This window comes from Rhodococcus sp. 2G (assembly GCF_001886355.1).
Lineage (GTDB): Bacteria > Actinomycetota > Actinomycetes > Mycobacteriales > Mycobacteriaceae > Rhodococcus > Rhodococcus pyridinivorans.
In genome coordinates, this window is record NZ_CP018063.1 from 2,937,055 (window position 1) to 2,959,706 (window position 22,652).

Annotated in this window: 1 protein-coding gene; it reads right to left on the reverse strand. The window is 70.1% G+C overall.

The genetic code is table 11. The features are described 5' to 3' along the window. Positions 1–85 precede the first annotated feature (85 nt). Positions 86–22,384 (reverse strand): non-ribosomal peptide synthetase, encoded by a 22,299-nt coding sequence (locus tag BO226_RS13950; RefSeq protein ID WP_083543635.1) that lies wholly within the window; start codon positions 22,382–22,384, stop codon positions 86–88. Positions 22,385–22,652 lie beyond the last annotated feature (268 nt).

Below are 22,652 nucleotides of genomic sequence, written 5' to 3' on the forward strand. Positions count from 1 at the left end.
CAACTCCCGCGCGGCTCCTGTCTGCACCGCCTTCGCACAGCACACGCCACCCGGTCGACCCGACCGGCACGGAGATGCCTGTTGTCTACCGGTCATCCTTTCGGTCGGCATCGTCGAGTTGCCGGAAGAACCCGGTGCGTGCGTAGTACTCCACATACCGTCCGAGCACCTCGGCGTCGACGACCGGGCAATCCACGCCGGACCCCTCGAGATACGCACGAGTCCTGTCATCCGAGAACGTCTCGATCTCGGCCAGGCCGGTTGCGAACTGACCCGACACGAGCATCGCCCGCATGAGGCTGTCGTCACCGACGGCCGAGAGCTTCTCCGCCGTGGTGAACAGCGCCTCACCGAACTCGGGAACGGTCACGGTTTCCAGGTCGTATCCATACGCCCGCAGTCGAGTTTCGAGATCACCCATCGAGACACGTCGCGGCGAGACGAGGTGGAAGGTCCCCCCCCACGTCTCGGGATTCATCGCCAGTTGCACCAGTGCCCGGGCGACGTAGTTGACCGGGACCATCGGCACCGTGCCTGTCGCTATGTCAGGGATCTTCCGCAGAGCGACGATGGCGCGCACCATGTTCCAGAACGCGTCGTCGGACCCGCACGCGCCGGTCACCACGTCGCCCGTGATCAGACCCGGTCGGTATATCGAGACCGGGAGGCCCCGTTCGCCGGCGAGGCGGGCCACCGCCTCCCCCACCCACTTCGACTGGACATAGCCCGAACCACCGACCCGCTCGGCTTCGAGGATGTCATCCTCCGCCGCAATGTACGGCCGTCCCTCGGCGAGCGCTACCTCGTCGGTGAGCACCGAACCGGTGGACACGAAGTGCAACGGCTTCAAACGGACGGTTGCGGCGAGACGAAGCAGTTCCTCGGTCGCGAGCACGTTCGGCCGGTGCAACCGGCTGTACGTCTCGATGTGGTTGACGCGTGCCCCGTTGTGCACGATGGCGTCGACTCGCTCGGCGAGTTCGGCGAACCGGTCCTCGTCGAGCGCGAGCCGATCCTGGCCGAGGTCACCCGGCACCGCGACGATGCGGTCGACTCCGGTGTCCCGCCAGGATCCAAAGCGGCGCATCGATTCCACGATGCGGGCGTGACCGTGTTCGGGCGACTCGGCCCGGACGAGGCACCACACCTCGGCGTCGGTGCGATCGAGTAGTTCCCGCACCAGGTGCGAGCCGAGAAAACCGGTGGCGCCGGTCAGCAGCACGACCTCGGGTTCGACGCGCGGCGGCTGTGCCCCGTCGGCGGTGATGTCCGCGGCAAGGCTCACGTGTTCCGCGAAGCTCGCGACGTCCGGGCCGCTGCGCTGCGGGTCGATCGCCCGCGCGAGATCCTCGACCTGCGGGTGGTCGAACAACTCCTGGACGCCGACCTCGAGACCGGTCAGGTCCCGCAACCGGTTGATCACCTTGATCACCAGCAGCGAATGCCCGCCCAGTTCGAAGAAGTCGTCGTCGAGGCCGACCCGTTCGACGCCGAGGACCTCGGCGAACACGGCTGCGACCGCGAGTTCGACCGGCGTGACGGGTGCGCGGAACTCCCGCGCCTCGAACACCGGCACCGGCAGGGCCCGGCGATCCAGCTTGCCGACCGGGGTCAGCGGCAGCTCGTCGAGGACCATGATCGCCGACGGAACCATGTGCGAGGGAACGCTTCTCGCCACGAACTCCTTGAGTTCGGCCGGATCGATCCGCTCCCCCGCCACTGGCAGGACGTATCCGACGAGCTGAGCCGAAGTGGACTCGCCGTCCTTGTGCGCGACCGTCGCGGCCACGTCGACGGAGGGATGCGCGGACAGGGCCGCATCGATCTCACCGAGTTCGATACGCAGACCGCGGATCTTGACCTGGAAGTCGCTGCGCCCGACGTAGGCGATCTCGCCGTCCGCCGTCCAGGTCACGACATCGCCCGTGCGGTACATGCGGTCACCGGGAACGCCGAACGGATCCGCGACGAATCGCTCCGCGGTCAGACCGCGACGCTCGTGGTATCCGCGGGCGAGTTGCACACCGGCGATGTACAACTCGCCGGGCACACCCACCGGAACGGGCCGCAATCGGCTGTCGAGAACCAATTCCCGCATTCCCCGGATCGGCCCACCGATCGTGACCGGCGCACCGGGGACCATCGGCTCGGAGATGTTCGACATGATCGTCGTCTCCGTCGGCCCGTAGCCGTTGTACAGCGACCGTCCGGGCGCCCACTTCTCCACGATGTCCGCCGAGACCGCCTCGCCACCGGCGACGAGATGCTGCAGCGAATCCAGACCCGCCGGGTCCATCGACGCCAGCACCGTCGGGGTAATGAACGCGTGCGTCACCGACTCGCGCCGGATCAGGTCCTCGAGCGCGTCCCCGCCGAACACGTCCGGCGGCGAGACCACCATCGTCGAGGCCGCACCGAGCGCCAGCAGCAGTTCGAGGACGGACGCGTCGAAACTCGGCGATGCCACGTGCAGGACGCGCGACTGCTCCGTCGGCGAGTACCTCTCGTACTGCTCGACGCAGAAGTTGTGTAGACCGGCGTGGGTGACAGCGACGCCCTTCGGGAGGCCCGTCGAACCGGACGTGTAGATCACGTACGCGACCTGCGACGACCGGATCGGTGCGGGCAGATCCCGGTAGGTGACCGGAGCATCGGATTCGGCAGCACACCGGGATCGCACGTCCTCGTCGTCGAGCACGAGCCAGTCGACACCGTCCGACAGTGCGTCGACGTGCGCCGACATCGTCAGGCCCAGAACGACTCCCGAATCGTCGATCATGTGCGCGACCCGATCGGCCGGGTACTTCACGTCGACCGGGACGTAACCGGCGCCGGTCTTCGCGACCGCCCACACGGCGAGCACGGACTCGATCGACCGCGGCACCGCGATCGCGACGAGATCGGACGACCCGATTCCCCGGCCGAGCAGCACCCGCGCCAGGCGCGAGGACTGCTCGTCGAGTTCCCGGTAGGTCAGCGAACGGTCACCGAAGACCAGCGCGGTCCCGTGCGGGTTCTTCGCGACGACCTCCGCCATGAGCGCGGGCAGGGTCGAGGTCCACACCCGGCCGCGAGGAGCGCGGGCAGCGGTGGCGCCCGCGCGGGCGGCGCCGACGAGGGCCGCGCGCTCGGAGTCCGCGAGGACCTCGACGTCCCCGACGACGATCGTGGGATCGGCGGTGACCGCGGCGAGAACCCGGCCGAACCGCTCGGCGAACGCCACCACGGTCGACTCGTCGAACAGGTCGGTCGCGTAGGTCAGGTCGACGCGGTATTCGCCGCCGGCACCGATCTCGGTGACGGTCACCTGCAGGTCGAAGCGCGAGACTCCGTCCTCGAATTCGACTGCGGCGAGCCGCAGTCCACCGAGATCGAACGCCGCGGTCGGCTGGTTCTGGAACACCAGAGCCACCTGGAACAGCGGGTTGCGCGCGGTGGACCGTTCGACGTCGAGCGCTTCGACGAGGCGCTCGAACGGAATGTCGGCGTGTCCGAACGCGCCGAGATCCGTCGTCCGGGCACGCGCCAGCAGGTCCGAGAACGTCTCGTCGGCCACCACGGGGGTGCGCAGCACGAGCGTGTTGACGAACATGCCGACGAGATCGTCGAGCGCGGCGTCACCTCGACCGGCCACCGGAGCACCGACGGTCACGTCGTCACTGCCGGACAACCGCGCCAGCAGCAGCGCCAACGCGGCGTGCACCACCATGAACGGCGTCGATCCCCGCTCCGCCGCCAGCCGGTCGATACCGGCGCGCACGTCGGCGGGAACGGTGAACCGGTGGGTGGCACCGTGGTGCGACAGCGCGGCGGGACGCGGCCGGTCGGTCGGCAGCGTCACCTCCTCCGGAGCCCCGGCGAGGGCTTCGGTCCAGTACCCGAGCTGCTGGGCGAGCAGCGACTGCGGATCCGCCTCGTCACCGAGCACGTCCCGCTGCCACAGCGTGTAGTCCGCGTACTGCACCGGAAGCGGCGCCCAGGTGGGGGTGCCACCCTGCACGCGGGCCGCGTACGCCGTGACGACGTCGCGGGTCAGCGGCGCGATCGAGAAGCCGTCCGCGGCGATGTGGTGCGCGACGAACACGAACACGTGGTCGTCCACAGCGATCCGCAGCAGAGCCGCGCGGACCGGAACCTCCGTCGTGACGTCGAACCCGGCCGTGACCAGCTCGGCGACCCGCTCGAGTACGGAGGTCTCCGAGACGTTCTCGACGGCCAGGGCCAGGCGGGCCCGCTCCGGGGACAGCACGTCCTGCACGCCGGTGCCGTCGGCCTCCGGGTAGACGGTGCGCAGCACCTCGTGGCGGGCGACCACGTCGTCGACGGCGAGCTGCAGGGCCGCCACGTCGAGTGTGCCCGACATGCGGATCGCGATCGGGATGTTGTACGCGGCCGAATCCGGGTCGAAGCGGTTGAGGAACCACATGCGGGACTGCGCCGCCGACAACGGGATCCGGTCGGGGCGGGGCTGCGGCACGAGAGCGGCACGGCCCGGTCCCCCGGTGTGCGACTCGAGACGCGCGGCGAGCGCTTCGACGGTCGTCGCCTCGAAGAGCGCACGCACCGGCACCACGGCGTCGAGCGCCGCTCCGAGCCTGGCCACGACCTGGGTCGCGACGAGCGAGTTGCCGCCGAGCTCAAAGAAGTCGTCGTCCACACCGATCGTGTCGATGCCGAGAACGTCCGCGAACACCCCGGCGACGATCTGCTCGACCGGGGTCGACGGAGCCCGGAACTCCCGCGCCTCGAACACCGGCGCCGGCAGGGCCTTGCGGTCGAGCTTGCCCGATGCGTTGAGCGGGAACGCGTCGAGCACGACGAACGCCGACGGCATCATGTAGGTCGGCAGCTTCCGGCTCAACGACTCGCGGGCCCGATCGAGGTCGAACGACTCCGGCGCCCCCGGCACGATGTACGCGACGAGCTGTTCACCGGTGGCGGTGTCGACGACGAGCACCGCCGCGGAGATGACCGCGTCGTCGTCGAGCAGCGCCGCCTCGATCTCTCCGAGCTCGATGCGCTGGCCGCGGAACTTGACCTGGAAGTCGGTGCGCCCGATGTAGACGAGTTCACCGCCCTGCCAGTACACGAGGTCACCGGTGCGGTACATCCGCTCGCCCACCTCGAACCTGTCGGCCACGAACCGGTCACTCGTGAGGTCGACCCGGCCGTGGTAGCCGCGCGCCAACTGCACGCCCGAGAGGTACAGCTCGCCGGGCACGCCGTCGGGCACCGGATTCAGGCGGGAGTCGAGGACGTAGACCTTCGAATTCCACTGCGGCACACCGATCGGCACCGAGCCGGCATCGCCCGGTGCGGCCTGCCGGTAGGTGATCGAGACGGCGGCCTCGGTCGGGCCGTACAGGTTGTGCAGCCCGGCGCCGCTGATCCGCGCGAATGCCTCGGCGGTCGCTGCGGGCAGGGCCTCACCGATGACGAACACGTCGCGCAGGCCCGCGACGTCGCCCGGCGCCACCGCGGAGACGAACACCGACAGCATCGACGGAACGAAGTCGGTGACCGTGACCCCCGCCGAACGGATCCGCTCCGCGAGGTAGAGCGGGTCGCGGTGCCCGTCCGGGGTCGCGACGACGAGGGTCGCCCCGACCCGCAGGGGCAGGAAGAAGCCCCACAGCGACACGTCGAACGTCGTCGCGGTCTTCTGCAGGTACACATCGGCCTCGGTGAACCGGTACTGCCCCTGCATCCATTCCATCTGGTTGACGATCGCGCCGTGCGGGACCGCGACGCCCTTGGGCTTGCCTGTGGACCCGGACGTGAAGATCACGTACGCGGTGTTGCCGGCGTGCACGGACCCGATCCGCTCGGAGTCCTCGATCGGATCGGTCGGGACATCGGACAGGTCCAGGGCGTCGAGGAACAGCACAGTCCGGCCGCTCGCGGCGGTGAATTCGTCCCGTTCGGTGCTGAGCACCGCGACCGGGTCCGCCGCGTCGAGGATGTAGGCGATGCGATCGGCCGGATGGTCCGGATCGACCGGCACGTACGCGCCGCCCGCGCGGAGCACGGCGTACATGCCGACGACCAGCTCGAGCGAGCGTCGCATCGCGAGCGCGACCCGCGACTCCGGCCCCACCCCGAGCCCGATCAGGTGCCGCGCGAGCGAGGTGACACGAGCGTCGAATTCTGCGTAGGTCAGCGAATCACCTTCGTAGACCACAGCATTCGCGTCCGGAGTCAGGACCACCTGCCGGTCGAAGCTGTCGAGCAGCAGGGTGTCGACGGTGGGGTGCTGCGTCCGGTTGCGCGCGTCGACGATCTCGGCGCGTTCGTCCGCGGCGAGGACCGGCAGGTCACCGACGGCGATCGCCGGGTCGGTGGTCACCGCTTCGAGTATCCGCACGAAGCGGTCCGCGAACGCGACGATCGTCGACTCGTAGAACAGGTCGGTGGCGTACTGGAGCTCCACCGCGGCACCGGCCGATGCGCCGGCGTCGTCGAACATCTCGGCGACCGCGACCTGCAGGTCGAACTTGACGAGATGCGTCTCGGTTTCGACGGGCGCGACGGACAGTCCGCCGAGTTCGAGCGCGGTGCGGTTCATGTTCTGGAAGAACAGCGCCACCTGGAACAGCGGGTGCCGGCCTTGCGACCGTGCCGGGTCGAGCACCTCGACGAGACGCTCGAACGGCACGTCGGCGTGCGCGAACGCCCCGAGGTCGGTGGACCGGACCCGGCCGAGCAGTTCCTCGAACGGTTCGCCTGCCGCGACGTCCGTGCGCAGGACCAGCGTGTTGACGAACATGCCGACGAGGTCGTCGAGCGCGGCCTCGCCGCGGCCCGCGATGGGTGCGCCGATCGCGATGTCGTCGGTGCCGGACAGCCGCGCCAACAGGGACGCGAGGGCCGCGTGCACGACCATGAACGGGGTCGCCTGACGGTCACGCGCCAGCGCGCCGATCGCGTCCTGCAGCCGCGCCGGGAGCGTGAACGTGTACGCCGCACCCCGGTTGGTGGCCACCGCCGGCCGCGGCCGGTCGCTCGGGAGGTCCAGCTGGTCGGGGATGCCCGCCAGCCGTTCGGTCCAGTAGCCGAGCTGCCGTGCGATCACCGAATCGGGATCGGACTCGGCGCCGAGCACCTCGCGCTGCCAGAGCGTGAAGTCGGCGTACTGCACCGGCAACGGTGCCCACGCCGGGGCCTCGCCGCGCGAACGCGCGGCGTACGCGATCATCACGTCACGGGTCAGCGGTGCCATCGAGAAACCGTCGGCGGCGATGTGATGGACCGAGAAGACCAGGACGTGTTCGCCGTCGCCGAGCTGCAGCAGCGCGGCACGCACGGGAACCTCCGTGGTGACGTCGAATCCGGACTCGACGATCTCGGTGACCACCTCGAACGCCGAATCCGCGGTGACGGCTCGCACGTCCAGTTCGACCCCGGCCTCACCGGCGGGCAGCACCACCTGGTGCCCGCCGCCGTCGACCTCCGGGTAGACGGTGCGGAGCACCTCGTGCCGGGCCACGACGTCGGCGACCGCCGCACGCAGCGCGTCGACGTCGAGTTCGCCGGACAGGCGCACCGCCACCGGGATGTTGTCGACCGCGGAGGCGGTGTCGAACCGGTTGAGGAACCACATGCGGGACTGCGCCAGCGACAGCGGGATCCGGTCCGGGCGCGGCTGCGGCTCGAGCGGCGCACGCCGGCCCGAACCGGCGCGGGATTCGACCCGGGCCGCGAGGGCCGTCACCGTCGAATCCTCGAACAGGACCCGCACGGGTACCTCGGTGTCGAGGGCCGCCCCGAGCCTGGCCGCGACCTGCGTCGCGACGAGCGAGTTGCCGCCGAGCGCGAAGAAGTCGTCGTCGGCACCGACGCGATCGACACCGAGAACGTGCGCGAACGTGGCGGCGACGATCTCCTCGACCGGGGTGGCCGGGGCACGGAACTCCCGGGCCTCGAACACCGGGGCGGGCAGGGCCTTGCGGTCGAGCTTGCCGCTGGCGTTGAGCGGGAACGCGTCGAGCACGGTCACCACATCGGGAACCATGTACCCGGGCACGCGTGCGCCGACCGCGGACTTCACCGCGGCCACATCGACATCCGCGCCGTCGGCCGGCACGACGTACGCGACGAGCTGCTGCCCGAGTTCGCCGTCGTGGACCACCACGACGGACTGGGCGATCTCGGGCAGGTCCGTCAGCGCCGACTCGATCTCGCCGAGTTCGATGCGCAGACCGCGGACCTTCACCTGGAAGTCGGTGCGGCCGATGTATTCCAGTTCCCCGGCGGCCGACCACTTCACGAGGTCGCCGGTCCGGTACATGCGCGCGCCGATCGTGCCGTTCCCCGTCGCTTCGCTCGCCCCGACGAACGGGTCGGCGACGAACCGTTCCGCGGACAGGTCGGGGCGCCGCACGTAGCCGCGCGCGACCTGGACACCCGACAGGTACAGCTCACCGGCGACACCCACGGGCACCGGCTGCAAGCGTGCGTCGAGCACGTACACCCGGGTGTTCCACACGGGCGCACCGATCGGCACGGTCACGACGTCCGCGTCGGTGACCTCGTGGAAGGTCACGTCCACCGCGGCCTCGGTCGGGCCGTAGAGGTTGTGCACGGCGACCCCGGGCACGAGTTCCCGCATCCGCGCGGCGATCGGCGCGGGGAGCGCCTCACCGGAGGCGAACACCATCCGCAGTCCGGAACCCGCCGCCGCGCTCGGCTCGGCGACGTAGGCGGCGAACATCGACGGCACGAAGTGCACCACCGTGACACCGGCGTCGGCGACGAGCCGGGCCAGCGCCGCCGGATCGCGGTGCACGTCCGGTGCCGCGACGACCAGGCGGGCACCGATCTGCAAGGGCCAGAAGAACTCCCAGACCGACACGTCGAACGTGAACGGAGTCTTCTGCACGACCACGTCGTCCGCGGTCAGCTCGTACTGCCCCTGCATCCACAGCAGACGGTTGACGATCGCGGCGTGCGCGACCGCCACACCCTTCGGGCGGCCCGTCGAACCGGACGTGAAGATCACGTAGGCGGTGTTGTCCGGGAGGACGGCACCGAGCCGTTCGGCGTCCGTGACGGGACCGTCCGGGTAGTCGGAGACGTCGAGCCGATCGAGCAGCACCACGTCCCGGCCCGGCGCCTCGATCGCGTCCGTGCTCGTGGACAGCACGAGCACGGGATCCGCGGTCGCGAGCACGTAGTCGTTGCGTTCGGCCGGCTGGTCGGGATCGATCGGCACGTACGCACCGCCCGCCACGACCACCGCGTACATGCCGACGAGCAGTTCCGTCGAGCGACGCGTCGTCAGGGCGACGAGCGCATCGGGACCGACACCCGACGCGATCAGGACCCGCGCCAGCCGGTGCACCCGCGACGCGAATTCGCGGTAGGTCAGGGTCTCGTCACCGAACACGACCGCCGGGGCGTCCGGAGTGCGCACGACCTGCGCCTCGAACAGATCGACGAGGGTCGCGGTCGAATCCGTCCCGTGTGCGGTGTCGTTCCACGTTTCGAGGACCGAGATCCGTTCGGCCGCATCCAGCACCGGAACAGCTCCGACCCGCAGCGCCGGATCGGCGACGACCGCCGCGAGCACCCGGGTGAACCGCTGCGCGAGCGACGCCACGGTCGCCTCGTCGAACAGATCGGTCGCGTAGGTGACACCGGCGGCGATTCCCGCGGGCGATCCGTCGGCGGTGAACGTGTCCGACAGCACGAACTGCAGGTCGAACTTCGCCGTGCGGTTCTCGGCCTGAACACCGGCGACCGTCAGCCCCGGCAGCTCGAAGCTCGACTGCCCGATGTTCTCGAACGTGAGCATCACCTGGAACAGCGGGTGCCGCGCCTGCGACCGCGGCGGATCCAGCACCTCGACGAGCCGCTCGAACGGCACGTCGGCGTGCCCGAACGCACCGAGATCGGTGTCCTTGACCCGGGACAGCAGGTCGGTGAACGGCTCTCCGCCGTCGACGCGCGTCCTCAGAACGAGGGTGTTGACGAACATGCCCACCACGTCGTCCAGCGCGGCCTCGCCACGACCGGCGACCGGCGTGCCGATCGCGATGTCGTCGCTGCCGGACACGCGCGCCAGGACCGCGGCCAGCGCCGCGTGCACCACCATGAACGCGGTCACGCCCGTACGCCGTGCCAGGTCGGCGATGCCGGCCTGGACGTCCGCTCCGATCTCGAAGCGGTGGTCGCGGCCGGTGTTCGACGCGACGGCCGGCCGGGGCCGGTCGGTGGGCAGATCCAGCTGATCCGGCACACCCTCCAGCGCGGTGGTCCAGTAGTCGAGCTGGCCGGCGATCAGCGACTGCGGATCGTCCTCGGCTCCCAGGACCTCGCGCTGCCACAGCGTGTAGTCCGCGTACTGCACCGGCAACGGCGCCCACGACGGGTGCTCCCCGCGCGACCGGGACGCGTACGCGACCATCACGTCACGGGTCAGCGGTCCCATCGAGAAACCGTCGGCGGCGATGTGGTGCGCCACGACCACCAGGACGTGCTCGTCCGGGGCGACGCGCAGCAGTTCCGCGCGCACCGGCACAGCGGTGGTGACGTCGAATCCGGTTCCCACGGCTGCGAACACCCGCTCGAGCGCCTCGGACTCGGTCACCTCGAGCGGCGGGAGCTCGATCCGCGTCTGCCCGGCCGGCAGGATCACCTGCGTGCCGGCGCCGTCGACCTCCGGGTACACGGTGCGCAGGGCTTCGTGCCGGGCGACGACGTCGTTGACGGCCGCTTCGAGCGCCGTCACGTCGAGTTCACCCGTCAGGCGGATCGCGACCGGCACGTTGTACGCGGCCGATTCCGGATCGAACCGGTTGAGGAACCACATCCGGGACTGCGCCAGCGACAACGGAATACGGTCCGGGCGCGGCCGCGTGGTGAGCGCGACCCGGCCGCCGGCACCGGCGTGCTGCTCGGCGACCGCGGCGAGTGCGGCGACCGTCGGGGCCTCGAACAGCGCGCGCACCGGGATCCGGGTGTCGAGTTCGCTGCCGATCCGGGAGACCACCTGGGTTGCGACGAGCGAGTTGCCGCCCAGAGCGAAGAAGTCGTCGTCGAGTCCGACGCGATCGAGACCGAGAACCTCGGCGTAGACGGCGGCGACGATCTCCTCGACCGCGGTCGTCGGGGCGCGGAACTCGCGCACGGCGAGCGCCGGCTCCGGCAGGGCGCGCCGGTCGAGCTTGCCGGAGTGGTTGAGCGGAAGCTCGTCCAGCACCATCACGACGTCGGGAACCATGTACCGGGGCAGCGATTCGCCGAGGCGGTCGCGGGCGGCGTCGACATCGACGGTCGCGCCCGACGACGGCACCACGTAGGCGACGAGCTGCTGCCCGAATTCACCGTCGTGGACCACCACGACGGACTGCCCGATCTCGGACAGGTCGGTCAGCGCCGTCTCGATCTCGCCGAGTTCGATGCGCAGACCACGCACCTTCACCTGGAAGTCGGTGCGGCCGAGGTAGTCCAGCGTGCCGTCGGGCAGCCACCGCACCAGGTCGCCGGTGCGGTAGAGGCGACCACCGGCGTCGGCCGTGCCATTCCCCGTCGCTTCGCTCGCCCCGGCGACATTCCCCGTCGCTTCGCTCGCCCCGGCGAACGGGTCGGCGACGAAACGCTCCGCGGTCAGGTCCGGCCGGCCGAGGTAGCCGCGGGCGACCTGGACACCCGACAGGTACAGCTCGCCGGGGACACCGACGGGCACCGGATGCAGGCGTGCGTCGAGGACGTACGCACGGACGCCACGGATCGGCTCGCCGATCGGAACCGACGAGGATTCCTCTGCGACACAACGGAACACCGTCGAGGTCACGGTCACCTCGGTCGGCCCGTAGGTGTTGTCGAGCACCGCATCCGAACGCGACACGAAACGCGCCACCAGTTCCGGGGGCAGTGCCTCGCCACCGACCGACAGGTACCGCAGCGACGGGGGCAGGGCGAGGCCGTCGTCGGCGAGGAACAGCGCGAGCATCGACGGAACGAACTCGAGGATGCACACGTCCCACCGGCGGGAGACCTGCACGAGATACTCGGGGTCGCGGTGGCCGCCGGGCTCGGCGATCACCAGCCGGGCACCGGCCTGCAGCGGGTAGAACAGCTCCCACACACACGCGTCGAACGTGATGGGGGTCTTGTGCAGCGCGGTGTCCCCGGCTCCGAGGTCGTACCGCTCGGCCATCCAGGCGATCTGGTTGACGACGGACCGGTGCGAGACGGCGACGCCCTTCGGACGTCCCGTCGAACCCGACGTGAAGATCACGTACGCGGTGTTGTCCGGTCGCAGACCGGCGGCCGTCACGACCTGCGCCGTGTCGACATCGAGGTCGAGGTCCGCGACGTCGATCGCCGCGACCTCGCCCGGCAGGGCGTCACGGTCCGCCGCGGTGGTGAGCACGAGCAACGGTGCCGCGACCTCGAGCACGTACGCCGTGCGGTCGAGGGGATGCTCCGGATCGATCGGGACGTAGCCGCCGCCCGCCCGCAGGATCGCGTAGATCGCGACCAGCATGTCGACGGATCGGCTCATGCACACGCCGACCAGCACTTCCGGGCCCACGCCCCGGTCGACGAGAACCCGCGCAAGCGCGTTCACCCGGCGGTCGAACGCCGCGTAGTCGAGGATCTCGTCGCGGAACACGACCGCCGGTGCGTCCGGCGTCCGCTGCACCTGCGCGGCGAATCCGTCGAGCAGCAGTTCGCCGGTCGCGGGGCGGGCCGTGTCGTTCCACTCGACGAGCATCCGGTGGCGTTCGCCGTCGTCGACCAGTTCGAGGTCGCCGACGACGACGTCCGGATCCGCGGTCGTGGCCGCGAGAACACGGACGAGGCGCTCCGCGATCGCGGACACGGTTGCCGCGTCGAAGATGTCCGCGGCGTAGCCGATCTCGCCCAGGTAGGACCCGTCGCCTCCGGCGGGTTCGACGAGCGTGACGGACAGATCGTATTGTGCTGCCTGCCAATCGAATTCGAGCGCAGACACCGAGAGGCCGGGAAGCTCGACCACGGACTGGCTGTAGTTCTGGAACGCCAGCATGACCTGGAACAGCGGTGAGAACGACTGCGAGCGCACGGGATTGATCCGGTCCACGAGGCGCTCGAACGGGACGTCCGCGTGCGCGAACGCACCGAGATCGGTGCGCGACGCTCCCGAGAGCAGGTCACGGAACGACGCGCCCGGGTCGATCGGAGTGCGCAACACGAGGGTGTTGACGAACATGCCGACCAGGTCGTCGAGCGCGGCGTCACCGCGACCGGCGACCGGGGTGCCGATCGTGATGTCGTCACTGCCGGACAGCCGGGCCAGCAGCACCGCGAGCGCGGTGTGCACGACCATGAACGGCGTGGCGCGCTGCTCGGCCGCCACGCGCTTGATCCCGGCGACGACATCCGCGGGCACCGCGAAGTCGACGGTTCCGCCGACGCCGGTGCGCACCGCCGGCCGGGGTCGGTCGGTGGGCAGGTCCAGCACGTCCGGGGTTCCGGCGAGGGTCTCGGACCAGTAGTCGAGCTGGGTGGAGATCAGCGATTCCGGATCGTCCTCGTCGCCGAGGACCTCGCGCTGCCACAGCGCAAAGTCCGCGTACTGCACCTCGAGGGGCTTCCAGGCCGGGGCCTGCCCGCCGACGCGGGACGTGTAGGCCAGGACGATGTCACGGGCCAGCGGTCCGGTCGACACACCGTCGGCCGCGATGTGGTGCACGACGAGTGCGAGCACGTGCTCGTCCTCGGTGATCCGGAACAGGGCGCCGCGCACGGGCGGCGCCACGGTCACGTCGAAGCCCGCGGACAGCAGTTCCGCGACCCGGGTGCGCAGGTCGTTCTCGTCGGCGACCCGGACCGGCTCGAGGCCGTCCGGCAGCCACCCGGCCGGGAGCACTTCCTGGACGCCGGCGCCGTCGACCTCGGGGTAGAAGGTGCGCAGGACCTCGTGACGGGAGATCACGTCACGGACCGCCGCTTCGAGCGCGGCGACGTCGAGCGCTCCGCTCAGCCGCATCGGGATCGGGATGTTGTAGGCCGCGGAGTCGGGCTCGAAGCGGTTGAGGAACCACATCCGCTGCTGCGCCAGCGACAACGGCACCCGCTCCGGACGCGGACGCGCCGTCAGCGCCGCCCGCGCACCGGAACCGGCGTGCGACTCCACCGCCGCCGCCAGCGCCGCCACCGTCGACGCCTCGAACACCGTCCGCACCGGCACCTGCGCATCCAGCGCCGCACCCAACCGGGCCGTCACCTGCGTCGCCACCAGCGAATTCCCGCCGAGCGCGAAGAAGTCGTCGTCCAAGCCGACCCGCTCGACGCCGAGCACCTCGGCGAACACCGCGGCAACCGCCTCCTCGACCGGGGTCGTGGGTGCCCGGAACTCGCGCTGCACCACCTGCGGCGCCGGCAAGGCCTTGCGATCGATCTTGCCGTTGATGTTCAGCGGCAGCGCGTCGAGCACCACCCACGCGGTGGGCACCATATACGACGGCAACTCCGCCGCCACCCCGGCCGCGAGCGCCGACACCTCGACCGCCGCACCGTCCGCGGGGACGACGTAACCGACGAGCTGCTCGCCCGTGTGCCGGTCACTGTGCACGACGACCACAGCCTGGGACACCGAAACCTGATTCCGCAGAACCGATTCGATCTCACCGAGCTCGATCCGGAAACCACGCACCTTCACCTGGAAATCGGTACGGCCGAGGTAGTCCAGCGTGCCGTCCGGCAGCCACCGCACCAGATCACCCGTGCGATACATCCGCGCCCCGGCGGTGACGTCCCCCGCCGCTCCGCTCGCCCCACCGGCGAACGGGTTCGCCACGAACCGATCCGCCGTCAACTCCGGCCGACCGAAATACCCCCGAGCCAACTGCACACCCGACAGATACAACTCACCCGCAACACCCACCGGCACCGGACGCAACCGCTCGTCCAGCACGAACGCCGACACATTCCACTCCGGCACACCGATCGGCACACCCACCACATCGGCATCCGACACCTCGTGCCAGGTCACCGACACCGCAGCCTCCGTCGGACCGTACAGATTGAACAGCCCCACACCCGGATTCACCGACCGGAGCCGCTGCGCCACCGACCCCGGCAACGCCTCACCGATCGCCAGCACCCGACGCAACGACGACGCCAACACACCACCCGAACCCGAGGACGACGCCGCCGTCAACAGAGCCTCGAGCATCGACGGCACCACATGCAACGTCGACACCGACGCCGACCGCATCAACCCCAGCAGATACGCCGGATCCCGATGCCCCTCCGCCTCGGCCACCACCAACCGGCCACCCGAAACCAACGCCGACCAGAACTCCCACACCGACAAGTCGAACGTCGCCGCAGTCTTGAGCAACACCGCATCGCCCGGCCCCAACCCGAACGCCGCAACCTTCCACACCAACTGATTCGCCACCGCCCGATGCGGCACCGCCACACCCTTCGGACGACCCGTCGAACCCGACGTGAAGATCACATACGCCGTATGGTCCGGCGCCGGAGTCGCCACGTGGACCGGGACATCCGCCGCCGAATCGTCCGAAGTCGAATCATCCTGCGGCACAAAGTAGTCGACGAACAGGACGGCGCGATCGCTCTCGGTCCCGAAGCCTTCGCCGCGGGTGGTCAGCACACACACCGGATCGGCGGTGCCGAGAATGTAGTCGGTCCGCTCCGCCGGCTGATCCGGATCCACCGGCACGTAGGCGCCACCGGCCTTCGCGACCGCGACCATGCCGATCACCAACTCCACCGAGCGGCGCATACCGAGCGCGACCCGCTCTTCGGGATCGACGCCACGCGCGACCAGCTGCCGGGCGATCGCACCCGCCCACGCGTCGACCTGACGGTAGGTCCAGGTGCGACCGTCGAATTCGAGGGCCGGCGCGTCCGGGGTCGCGGCGACCTGCGCCTCGAACAACGACACCAACGTCGCCGACGCATCCACCTCGTGCGCAGTGTCGTTGAACGACTCCAGGATCCGAGACCGCTCCCCCGCACCGAGGATCTCCAGATCCCCGACCGGACGCGACGGATCCGCCACGATCTCCTCGAGCACCCGCACGAACCGCCCGACGAACGACACGACCGTCGACTCGTCGAACAACGCCGTCGCATAGGTCACGAAACCGCCGATCCCCGTGGGAGCCCCGGCCTCGTCGTAGGTGTCCTGCACGATCCAGTGCAGATCGAACTGCGAGGTGTCGCCGGCGAGGTCGATGCCCTCGACGCTGACCGACGGCAGTTCGAGCGAGGTCCGGGCGAGATTCTGGAAGGACAGACCGACCTGGAACAGCGGATGCCGCGCCGTCGACCGCGCCGGATTGAGCACCTCCACCAACCGCTCGAACGGCACATCCGCATGCGCGAACGCCTGCAGATCCGACTCCCGGACCGCCCCCAGCAACTCCTCGAACGACCCACCCGAACGCACATCCGCCCGCAACACCAACGTGTTGACGAACATGCCGATCAGATCGTCGAGCTCACGCTCCCCACGACCCGCGATCGGCGTGCCCACCGCCACATCCGACGTGCCCGACAACCGCGCCAGCAGCACCGACAACGCCGCGTGCACGACCATGAACAACGTCGCGTTGTGCGCCCGCGCCAACTGCACCAACCGCCCGTGCAGCTCCGCCGGCACCGCCACATCGACGCGCGCACCGGCCACCGACTGCACCGCCGGACGCGGACGATCGGCCGGCAACTCCAACTGATCCGGCAGCCCGGCCAGGGCAGCGGTCCAGTGGCGGATCTGCTGCGAGATCAGCGAGGACGGATCGTCCTCCGAGCCCAGCACCGACCGCTGCCACAACGCATAGTCCGCGTACTGCACCGCGAGCGGTTCCCAGGACGGCACCCCGCCGCCGACCCGGGACGTGTACGCGGTGACCAGGTCGCGGACGAACGGCCCGCCGGACGAGCCGTCGGCGGAGATGTGGTGGACGACCGTGACGACCACGAAGTCGTCGGCACCGATCTCGAAAACCCTTGCTCGGAGCGGAATCTCGGTGGTCACGTCGAACGGCTGCCCGACGAAGGCGGCCATCGCCCCGGCGATCGACGCCTCGTCGACCGTGACGACGTCCATCGCGACCGAAGCCCGTCCCGCGGGCAGGATCACCTGGACGGGCCCGTCGACGGTCTCCGGGTAGACGGTACGCAGCGACTCGTGCCGCGCCACCACGTCGGCGACCGCCGCGCGCAGCGCGTCGACGTCGAGGGCACCGCGGATCCGTAGCGCGGTCGGCAGGTTGTAGGCGGTCGAGTCCGGGTCGAACCGGTTGAGGAACCACATGCGGGACTGCGCCAGCGACAACGGAATCCGCTCCGGGCGTTCCTGTGCCGTGAGCGCAGCGCGTCCACCGGCACCGGCGTGCGACTCGAGCCGGGCGGCGAGGCCTTCCACCGAGGAGGCTTCGAACAGTTCCCGCACCGGAACGCGGACCTCGAGGGCGGCGCCGAGTCGCGCCGCGACCTGGGTCGCGATCAGCGAGTTGCCGCCAAGCGCGAAGAAGTCGTCGTCGAGACCGACCCGCTCGACGCCGAGCACCTCGCCGAACACCGCGGCGACGATCTCCTCCACCGGGGTGGTGGGGGCACGGAACGCACGGGTCTCGAACACGGGCTCGGGCAGTGCCTTGCGGTCGAGCTTGCCGGACGCGTTGAGCGGGAACGCGTCGAGGACGACGGCGGCCGCCGGAACCATGTACGACGGCAGGCTCTTGCCGAGCCCGACGAGCAGCGACTGCTCGTCGATGTCGGCGCCGGCCTCGGCGACGAGGTAGGCGACGAGCTGATCGCCGGTCGGGGTCGCGACGACCTGCACCGATGCGGACATGACGGTGGGGTCGGCGAGCAGGGCCGTCTCGATCTCGCCGAGCTCGATGCGCTGGCCGCGGAACTTCACCTGGAAGTCGGTGCGGCCGATGTACACCAGTTCCGGTGCACCGTCGGCCGTGCGGGTCCAGCGGACGAGGTCGCCGGTGCGGTACATGCGATCGCCGGAGAGACCGAAGGGGTCGGCGACGAAACGGTCGCTGGTCAGGTCGACCCGGCCGTGATACCCGCGCGCGAGCTGGACACCCGACAGATACAGCTCACCCGCGACACCGAACGGCACGGGACGCAGCCGGCCGTCGAGCACGTACACCTTCGAATTCCACTGCGGCACACCGATCGGGACCGACCCGGCGTCGTCGAGCGCGGCCTGCCGGTAGGTGATCGACACGGCCGCCTCGGTCGGCCCGTACAGGTTGTGCAGTCCGGCCGACGAGACCGACGCGAACGCGTGCGCGGTCTGCGCGGGCAGAGCCTCACCGATGACGAACACGTCGCGCAGCGTCACCAGGTCGGCCGGGTCCGCGTACGAGACGAAGACCGCGAGCATCGACGGCACGAAATCGGTGACGGTGACGGACCGTTCCCGGATGGTGCGGGCGACGTACTCGGCGTCCCGGTGCCCGTCGGGTGTCGCGACGACGAGCGTCGCGCCGACCCGCAGCGGCAGGAAGAATCCCCACAGCGACACGTCGAACGTGGTGGCGGTCTTCTGGAGATAGACGTCGGCCTCGGTGAATGCGTATTCGCCCTGCATCCAGGCCATCTGGTTCGCGATCGCGCCGTGCGGAACCGCGACACCCTTCGGGCGTCCGGTGGATCCGGAGGTGAAGATGACGTAGGCGGTGTTGTCCGGACGCAGTACCCCGGTGCGCTCGCTCGCCAGGACCGGCGTGGCCGGCAGGTGCGCGAGGTCGAGGGTGTCCAGATGCAGGACCGGGATGCGCTCGGGCAGCGTGAGATCGTCGCGCTCGGTGGTGAGCACGCAGACGGGTTCGGCAGCGTCGAGGATGTACTCGGTGCGCGAGGCCGGGTGGTCCGGGTCCACGGGCACGTAGGCGCCGCCCGCGCGGAGCACCGCGTACATGCCGACGACGAGTTCGACGGACCGGCGCATCGCCAGCGCGACCCGGGACTCCGGTCCGACACCGAGGGAGATCAGTTGCCGCGCAAGACGATTGACCTCGGCATCGAACTCGCCGTAGGTGAGCTCGCGACCCTCGTACACGAGGGCGGTCGCGTCGGGGGTGCGGGCAACCTGCGCGTCGAATCCGTCGAGCAGCAGATGGTCCGCGATCGCGTGCTCGGTGTCGTTGCACGCGTCGAGCAGGGCGCGGCGCTCGTCGGCGCCGAGGATCTCGAGGTCCCCGATCGTCACCGTGGGATCGGTGGAGACCGCGTCGAGGATGCGCAGCAGCCGCTTCGAGATCTCCACGACCGACGATTCGTCGAACAGCGCGGTGGCATAGGTGAGCATGCCGACCATGCCGTCGGTCTCGCTGTCGGTGGCCAGGGTCAGCTGCAGGTCGAACCGTGAGGTCGTCGTGCCGGCGTCGAGCCCCTCGACGCGCAGGCCCGCGAGGTCGAGGTGTGCTTCCTCGAGGTTCTGGAAGAACAGCGCCACCTGGAACAACGGGTGCCGCGACTGCGACCGGACGGGGTTGAGCACCTCGACGAGCCGCTCGAACGGCAGATCGGCGTGTCCGAACGCACCCAGGTCGGTCTCGCGGGCCTGGGCGAGGAGTTCGGCGAAGGTGGCTGCGGGCGAGACCTGGGTCCGCAGCACGAGGGTGTTGACGAACATGCCGACCAGGTCGTCGAGCGCCTGCTCGCCGCGTCCCGCAACGGGCGTGCCGATCGCGATGTCCTCGGTGCCGGACAGCCGGGCCAGCAGCACGGCGAGCGCGCTGTGGACCACCATGAACAGGGTGCCGTGCCGGCCGGCGGCCACCGCTTCGAGGCGTGCGACGAGATCCGCGTCGATCGGGAAGCGGTACATCGCACCGGCATTCGACGCGGTCTGCGGCCGGGGGCGGTCGGTCGGCAGGGCGAGTTCGTCGGGCAGCCCGGCGAGCGCGTTCTTCCAGTAGTCGAGCTGCCCGGCGATGAGCGAGTCCGCATCGTCCTCGGAACCGAGGACCCGGCGCTGCCACAGCGCGAAGTCCGCGTACTGGACCGGCAGCGGTTCCCAGGCCGGCGCCGAGCCGACGCTCCGGGCCGCGTACGCCGTGACGACGTCGCGGGTCAGCGGGGCCATCGACGAGCCGTCGGCGCTGATGTGGTGCACGACGAGAACGAGCACGTGTTCGTCCTCGCCGAGCGCGAACAGGCGGATCCGCATCGGGACCGCGCTGGTGACGTCGAATCCCTCGTCGACGAAATCGACCACGTTCGAGAGGAGTTCGTCTGCGGTCGACGGAACGGCGATCAGTTCGTCGACGACCTCGGCGGTGGGGAGAACCACCTGGTGCCCGGTGCCGTCGAGCTCCGGGTAGACCGTCCGCAGGATCTCGTGCCGCTCGACGACGTCGCCGATCGCCGCGCGCAGTGCCGCGACGTCGAGGCGGCCGGTGAGGCGGATCGCCAACGGGATGTTGTTGACGGTCGACGTGGTGTCGAACCGGTTGAGGAACCACATCCGCTGCTGTGCGAGCGACAACGGGACAACGGGACCCCGGTCCTGCGGCACGAGCGGGATGCGCCCTGCCGCATCGCCGAGCGAATCGAGGTAGGCGGCGAAGGCTTCGACGGTGGAGAACTCGAACAGGTCCCGCACGGGAAGGCGGGTGTCGACGAAGGCTCCGAGGCGGGCCACCGCCTGGGTCGCGATCAGGGAGTTGCCGCCGAGTTCGAAGAAGTCGTCGTCGACGCCGACACGTTCGACACCGAGCAGGTCGGCGAACACGGCCGCGACGGTCTCCTCGGTCGGGGTCGACGGAGCGCGGAACTCCTTGGCTTCGAACACCGGTTCCGGCAAGGCCTTCCGATCCAGCTTGCCGTTCCCGGTGAGGGGGATCGCGTCGAGGGTCATCACCACGGAGGGGACCATGTGGGACGGCAGCGACCGACCCACGAATTCCTTGAGAGCGTCCTGGTCGACGACCGATCCGGCCGCGGGCAGCACGTACGACACCAGCGTCGTCACGCCGGTCGCGGACGTGTGCCCGACGGTCGCGGCGAACTCGACGGAGTCGTGCGCGGACAGCGCGGCGTCGATCTCACCGAGTTCGATGCGGAAGCCGCGGACCTTGACCTGGAAGTCGCTGCGGCCGACGTACTCGATGACCGGCCCGGTCGGACCGTCGATCCAGCGCACGACGTCGCCGGTCCGGTACATGCGCGCGCCGGGCTCGGTGCCCGCGTCGTCCGTGAACGGGTTCGCGACGAAGCGTTCTGCGGTCAGGCCGTGACGCCGGTGGTAGCCGCGCGCGACGCCCGGTCCGGAGAGGTACAGCTCACCGGCGACACCCATCGGCGTCGGGTTGAGGCGGCCGTCGAGGATGTGTGCCGAGACACCCCGCAGGGCGACACCGATCGGCATCGGGCCGTCCGCGTCGAGCGGGTCGCTGCTGGTCGCGATGACGGTGGCCTCGGTCGGCCCGTATACGTTGAAGAAGTCGCGGTCGCCGGCCCATTTCGCCATCAGCTCGGTGGAGTAGGCCTCACCACCGACCATGACCGAGCGCAGCGAGTCCAGCCCGGCCGGATCCATCGACGCCAGCGCGGCCGGTGTGATGAACGCGTGGGTGACCACCTCCTTCCGCAGCAGTTCGGCGAGTTCGTCACCGCCGTAGACCGTCGGCGGCACGATGACCATGGTCGCCCCGGCACCGACCGCGAGCAGCAGCTCGAGGATCGACGCGTCGAAGCTCGGCGACGCGAAATGCATGGTGCGGGAGGACGAGTCGATCTTGAACCGCTCGCGCTGCTCGGCCGACAGGTTCGACAGACCCCCGTGGGTGACCGTGACACCCTTCGGGAGGCCGGTGGAGCCGGACGTGTAGATGACGTACGCGGTGTTGTCGACGGAGAGCGATCCGACGCGGTCCGCGTAGGTGACCGGCGCCCCGGACACCGCCGCGCACTCGGCGGCCAGTTCCGCGCCGTCGAGAGAGAGCCATTCCACCGAGTCGGGCAGGCGGTCGCGGTGCTCGGTGACGGTGAGGCCGAAGCGCGAGCCGGAGTCGGCGACCATGTGCTCGATGCGGTCGGCGGGATAGGTCGGGTCCATCGGAACGAAGGCGGCACCGGTCTTCGCGACGGCCCACCAGGCGAGGACCGATTCGATCGAACGGGTGAGTCCGAGTGCGACGAACGTTTCGGGCCGCGCGCCGCGCGCGATCAGGACGCGCGCGAGGCGGGAGGACTGCTCGTCGAGCTCGCCGTAGGTCAGGCGGCGGTCGCCGAGGACGACCGCGGTGGCCGTCGGGTCCATCTCCACGGCCGCGGCGAGCATCTGCGGGAGGGTCAGTGCACGTGTGCGGCGTCGACGAGCGGGCCTGCTGGAGCCGGTCCTGCGGCGTGCCCCACCTGCAGCCTTGGCACCGGTCTCGTCAGCCGTCATTCGTTAACAACCCCTCATGCCCAGGACAGGAGAACCTCGGTCGCAGCGCGACGCGGGGCTCTCTCGTCTATTGACCCAACAACCCGCTCCATGGTACGAGCCGGCGCTTCGGCGCCGCATCCGGCTGATGCGTGCACGAAAGCGTCAACTCTATACCCTCGCGGCGCGCCGATTCGTTACACGATCGCGACCTGGCGCGCCCGGAACCCGGGCCGCCGCGCGGTCCGGGTTCCGGCCCGCGCGGCGACCGATCGAGCTGCCGCTCCCC

Bases quoted from the DNA above. Each gene is read 5' to 3' on its own strand.
- BO226_RS13950 (WP_083543635.1), bottom strand. From the start codon at position 22,384: ATGACGGCTGACGAGACCGGTGCCAAGGCTGCAGGTGGGGCACGCCGC.